The following is a 5,868-nucleotide window of genomic DNA, read 5'->3' as shown; positions in this document are numbered from 1 at the left end:
GCGGCTGCCAGTTCCACTTCGCCCAGATCCGCCGTGTAGATGCGGGCTTTGGGTTTTCCGCCACTGAGTGTGGCGGAGAGCGACATCTGGATGGTGCCGTTCTGCGCTGGCTTGACCAGCAGATACCGTCCGGTGGAAGCTGCTGTTATGCCATCATCACTGACGCCGTAGCCGGCAAGGTGAAGCCCGCTGGCATCGGTGTGATCGCCGGCCGCCATGCCAAGACGCAAGGCGGGGGCATTTTCCCCGGAGGGAGCGGCGTCATAGATGGCCGAAGTTTCCACGGCGGTAGTCTCACCAAAAGTCCAGCGATAGGCGGTATGGCTGTCATCCCAGGCGCCGGTCACTGCATCGCCGGCAGGGGCCGGCGTTTCACCGCTGCCCGAACCGCCTTCTTCTCCGCCTCCGCCGGGACCACCCGGCACCTCGATGGTGAGCAGCCGCAGGTCGGTGATCTGCGCCGGGGAATCATTGTATGTGACAAAGCCGTATACATGGCCGGCGGTCAGTGATAACTGCCAGGTAACGGGGTCCGAAGCGGTGGCTGTGCCTATTTCGGTCCCGTTTTTGTTCAGGCCGCTCAGGTCGGCAGCAGCCTCCACCGAATCCAATTCCCCAAGATCCTGGTAATAGATCCGGCATTTGCGGTTGTTGGAAGCTTTGTCAAACCGGACGCAGATCTCCAGTGTACCGCTTACCGCCGGGCGGACCAGCAGATAGCGTCCGCTTTCGGCGGCGCTGGCAAAGCCCTTGGTGTCGTCGGGTTCCAGGCAGCCGGCACCGGTAAAGGCGATGCCGCCGGAGGAGATGCTGTCCCCTGCAGCCAACCCCGCCCGGATGGAAGCATACGCATCGCTGTAGGAGACAGCGGTGGGGCTTTCCCCCGCAGCCATCTCGCCAAACTGCCAGATGTAGGCCGTCGCTTCCTTGTCATAGTTGCCGTAAATCGCGCCTGGCGGGTTTTCCCCCTCTGCCAATGCCGTTACCGGCAGGCAGAGGACCAGGAACAGCGCCGCCATCAGCAGGCTCAGTGCTTTTTTCATTCCTCGGCTCTCTCTTTCTGTTGAGCTGTTTTTTCACCCGTTGAAGGTCTCGAATTCATCCATGCAGAACCGCTTGTGCATAAAGCGGTAGCGGAACCGTACCAGTTCGTTTTTGGCCAGCACATCCTCCTCGGTGCCAGTGTATTGGCAGCGGATGCAGTAGTATTCCTTCTTGTCCTCGTCGTAGAACATGTCGATGTCCAGATCCCGCATAAAGCAGGAGGGGCAGCGGTAGTTCAGTCTTCCCTTGCCAGCTTGAGCCATGTGGTGAATGCCTCCTTCTCTTTGATGGTGCCCTTGTACCCAAGGGTGAACATGGGGCTGAATGCGTAGCCCTCCTTGTAATAACCGGCGGCATCGCGGCCGCTTGCCGTCATCGAGACGACGGTGCGGATGGGCGGTACCACCGCCCGGACCTGCTCAGCCCCGGGAACCACGCACTCCCGGCAGAGGTAGGAGTAGTCCAGCTCATGGTTGTCGCCGTCCTTGTCGGCGTACAGGCGGATGCCCGTCATATCCTCGGGGTATTCGGTGGTGCCGTAGCAGGCCACCATGTACTCGTCGATTTCGATCTCCGCGTCGGGGTCGCTCATCTCCAGGATGCGGCGGTCGATGCGGATGTCGCTCTCCCCTTCCACAAAGGTGAGTACTGTCTGCAGCGTGAGGGAGCAGTCAGAAAAGCGGATCTCCACCGGGTCCAGGATCAGTTTACGGGCAGTCCGACCGTTTTCCAGCGTTTCCGCACGGAAATGGGCGTGGGTGCGGCAAAGGCAGAGGTCCACCTCCTCACCGTTGTGGCGTAACTTGGCCGAGCGGACGGTGCCCTCCCCCGCATAGTGAGTGAAGTATCCGGCACGGTATTTTTCCTGGATCAGGAAGGGGTAGGAGCAGTCCTGCACGTGGGGTGTGCCGATACCCACCGGCCATTCCAGTTTGGCAGCGTAAGGGCGCAGGTCCACAATGGCACCGCCCTGGTCCATGTTGACGCAGGCCCGCATAAAGGGGTCGCAATACCAGAACAGCTGCTTGTCCGACCCGTAGAGGATGTCCCGCCAGAGCGCACACTCGGGGGTGGTGTAGCCATGGGTCTGGCGGTAGAACCCGGCAAACTCGCTCATGGTCATATCGGTGAGCTTGCCCTCCTGTTTCAGCTTGCCATAGTAGGCGCAGCCCTCCTCGTAGGAGTGGAGCAGCAGCTCGTAGGGGGCTTCCCACCGGCCCATTTTGTTCATCCAGCCCGGGCCTACGAACATCATGTTGTAGGCGTAGCCGTCGTTGAACTTTTCCTGGTAGCGGTACTGGTCGATCAGGTTGTACAGGTAGGGGAACTCCCAGGTCTTGGTGTCATAGATCATCCCCCGCAGCACATTCTGGGGATGGGTGCCGAAGTTAGAACCGTTGCCGTCGTAGCAGGCGATCAGATCCCGGGACAGATGGGGGATGGCCACGATGCCGCTGTCCTCCGCCTCGTTGGCGGCAGGGGCGTGGGTGTTGGCCCTGGAGGGGATCCAGGGGGCCCAGGGGCCGCCGTCGAACAGGGTGTACCAGCTGTTGTTGCAGGTGTGGTAGGCTTTGGGGCCTTCCTCCCAGCAGGTGGCCACGGCGCATTGGATTGTGGGGTACTTTTCCTTGATGTAGTTGATCAGCGGGGCGTCCATATAGTAGCTGCCGGTGGAGGCGGGGTAGAAGCCGAACCGGTCATAGAATTTGCCGAACACATCGTCTACGATCTGCTTCTTGGTCTCCAGATCGAACATCCAGATGCAGAAATCCTTGGTGCGGTACTTTTTGCGGAACTCCTCGCAGGAAAGGCCCAGCAGCGTGGAGCCGATCTCATCGCCATACACCTCATGGTCGTGTTTGGCCAGGGCCACCGCCTCGTCGTTGAACAGGCTGGCGTAGGTCATCTGGATGGTGGTCTTCAGCCCGTTCTTGTGGGCGATGGCCTGCTGGGTCTTGAAGATATCCAGGCTTTCGGTCAGCAGGGTCTTGCGTCCCAGATCCTCCTCCTTGCCCTGGCCGGTGACCTTTTCGGCGTACTCCGGCACCATCTCCGGGCGGTGGATCAGATTGAGGATGAATTTCGATTCCATATACACACTCCTTTGTATTTGTGATCTAAGGCAACACCGCACAGTTCACACCTGGCGGTTTGGTACACGTCACACTGTCCATTGCACGCCATCTGCGTCGAGAAAATGCTCGGGTATACATCCAGTATTCCCTGCGCTTTTCTCTTGGCATCTGACGTGCCCTGGCCGTCGTGCCGCGCACCAGAATTATGCGATGTTACCCTAGGTTACTTCCCTGGGGACCGTCGGAAGAAGGGGCCGCAGGGCTTCGGTCAGGGTCCGGGCCATGGCGGTATGGGCGGCGGGGCCGGGGTGGTCGTCGGCGGCCCGCTGGCTTGGGGGTACGGCGGGCAGCGGGACGTAGAGGGCGGTGTCGCCGGTAAGCTGGCCGTACTGCCGGATGGCCTCCCGGATGCAGGGCTCCATCACCCGGGTGGAGGTGCCGTAGCACCAGACCAGACGCGCCCGGGGAACGCACTGGTGCAGATGCTGCAAAAAGGTAGTTCCGGCGGCGGTAAAACAGGCGGCGGAGGGGGCGTCGGGCAGACCGTCGGGCCCGGCACGCAGGGCAAAACCGTCCTTCCAGGGGGCGGACCGCAGAGCGGAGGCATCGTTGTTGCCCAGATGGACCACCACGATGTCGGGCTGCCAGGAAGAAAAGTCCTGGGGCTCCCGGGCGCCCAGGGCTTCCGTCCCGGCGTCGGGCAGCAGCCCGCAGACGGCGTCGTAGTACAGCGGCATCGCCTTGGTGCGGTCGTTGTCCCACCCGGTGCACAGCCCCCAGCCATTCTGGGACAGGATGCGCAGGTCCGCGTTCAGATCCCGGGCCGTCCGCACCGCATAAAGGCCCTGGGTGGAAAAGACCATGGAAAGGGCGCCGTGCAGTCCGGACCCGCCCGCCAGCCCCTCCCCGCTGGAGATACTGTCGCCGATCACCTCAATTTTGTAAGGGCGGAGCGGTACGGCGCGCAGCGTCCCCTCGCAGAGGATCGTGTCCAGCGTCAGCAGGGAGCGCGGGTCCCGCGCCATGGGCTGGGTCTCCTTGAACAGCTGCACCCTGTGCCAGCTGCCGGCGGGCATATCCCGCCAGACGGTCACCCGGTTTCGGCCCCGTTCCAGGGGTTGGCGCAGCACGGTGGCGCCGTCCACCTCCACCCGCACCCAGGGCTCCCGGGTGGAAAAGTCCGCCCGCAGCACAAAGGTCAGGGAACGGGCGCAGGTCTCCAGCTCTACGCCGGAGGCCGCCCAGAACAGCGGCAGCGGCCGCCGTTCCAGCGTGCGCCCGTGGCGCAGGATGCGCGGGTCCAGCGGGGAGATAGCCTGCATCATTCTGCGGCCTCCTTCCCCGGCTGCGGGACGAAGGTCACGCAGCGGCAGCGGCGCAGCAGCGGCCCGGGGCCGGTTTGGGGCAGGGTGCAGTCCTGGAACTGTACATCGCGCACCTCGTAGCCGGGCTCGTCGAAGCCCTCCACCTCCACCGGGCGCACCGTCTGCCAGGCCCCGTCCACCAGGGCGCGGCCCGTCAGGGTCAGCCCGGAGAAGGAAAAACCGGAAAATTCCGGCGGGTGGGGGGCAGGGACGCCGTCGTTGTTGTAAGGCACGGCGTGGATCAGCACCCGGGGCACCCGGCAGTCCCGCACGGTGATGTCCCGCACATAGCCGCCCCGCTGGGGCGTGCCCTTGATCTCGATGCCGTAGGCGGAGTTGTCGATGTCGCAGTCCCAGATCTGTACCCCCTCCACGCCGCCGCTCATCTCGCTGCCGATGGCGATGCCGTGGCCCAGCTCGCTGGTGCAGTCAAAGATGCGGATGTCCCGGGCGGGGCGGCCGATGCGGTTGCCCTCGGGGTTTTTGCCAGACTTGATGGCCACCATGTCGTCCCCGGTGGCGAACCGGCAGGCGAACAGCGTGCAGCGCTGGCTGGAATCGGGGTCCCAGCCGTCGCCGTTCCACACGCCCTCCGAGCGGAAGGTGCAGTGGTCGGTGACGATGTCCTGGCAGTAGATCATATGGACGTTCCAGCAGGGGCCGTCCTCCAGGGTCAGGCCGGAGATGCGCACGTCGGCGCAGTTGCTCAGGTTGATGAGCCGTCCTCGCACCCGGCCGGGGATGGTGTTTTCGTTCTCGCAGCTGGCCACCAGGGCGGCGTTCTTTTCCAGGTACGCCTGCAGCTGCTGCCGTTCCCTTTCTATGGTGGCCAGGGCCAAAGCGCGGCCGCCGCCCCGGATGGTGCCATGGCCATAGATACGCACATGGCGGCAGCTGGGCCCGTCCTTGTGGCAGAGGCAGCCCAGGTTCAGCAGGCTCTGGTAACACTCCTGCTCGATACCCTCGAACCGGGACCAGATCCGCGGGGTGTAGTCGTCGGGGTCCCGGCTGCCCTGCAGCACCGCCCCCTCCTCCAGATAGAGCGCCATATCACTGTGCAACCGCAGGGCGCCGGTGAGAAAGACCCCGGCCGGAAGGTAGACTTCCATATTCCGGCCGCAGGCGTCGATGGCCGCCTGAAGGGCCTTGGTGTTCAGGGTCTTGCCGTCCCCCACAGCGCCGAAATCCCGCGCATCCAGCCGGGGCAGCCGTGGTTCGGTGGAGGCCCGGCTGGTTCCCAGGGACTGGCCATCCAGCCAGACTTCCAGGGTGTATTCGGTAGAGGGGGCAAGTCCCGTCAGGGTGCAGTGGGTGTGGGGCACCGTCACCGGAAAGCGCCCCCCGGCGCAGACCTCGTAACGGCAGTCCGCCGGTGCCCCGGCGGG

The 5,868-nt window shown here is 63.8% G+C and carries 5 protein-coding genes; all 5 read right to left on the bottom strand.

Annotated features, from left to right (window positions below; translation table 11 throughout):
* On the bottom strand, positions 1–1,043 hold a 1,043-nt coding region (locus Q0526_RS04605), incomplete at its 3' end, for a hypothetical protein (protein ID WP_298731281.1).
* A 33-nt stretch (positions 1,044–1,076) separates the two neighbouring features.
* Positions 1,077–1,307, bottom strand: coding sequence for a hypothetical protein (locus Q0526_RS04600; RefSeq protein ID WP_298731280.1), 231 nt, complete (start codon positions 1,305–1,307; stop codon positions 1,077–1,079).
* Complete coding sequence (locus Q0526_RS04595) at positions 1,280–3,136, bottom strand: hypothetical protein (RefSeq protein WP_298731279.1); 1,857 nt, start codon at positions 3,134–3,136, stop codon at positions 1,280–1,282. The genes Q0526_RS04600 and Q0526_RS04595 overlap by 28 nt, the downstream gene beginning before the upstream one ends.
* A gap of 201 nt (positions 3,137–3,337) precedes the next feature.
* Positions 3,338–4,444 carry a hypothetical protein gene (locus Q0526_RS04590; protein ID WP_298731278.1) on the bottom strand — a complete coding sequence of 369 codons (1,107 nt, stop codon included), beginning with the start codon at positions 4,442–4,444 and terminating at the stop codon, positions 3,338–3,340.
* Positions 4,441–5,868 (bottom strand): glycoside hydrolase family 28 protein (locus Q0526_RS04585; RefSeq protein ID WP_298731277.1); only part of this gene is annotated, 1,428 nt, incomplete at its 5' end. The genes Q0526_RS04585 and Q0526_RS04590, both read right to left, overlap by 4 nt.

It is taken from the genome of uncultured Subdoligranulum sp., from assembly GCF_937890665.1.
Note: the sequence above shows the minus strand (reverse complement) of the source record. Positions and strands in the feature narration are given on the sequence as shown.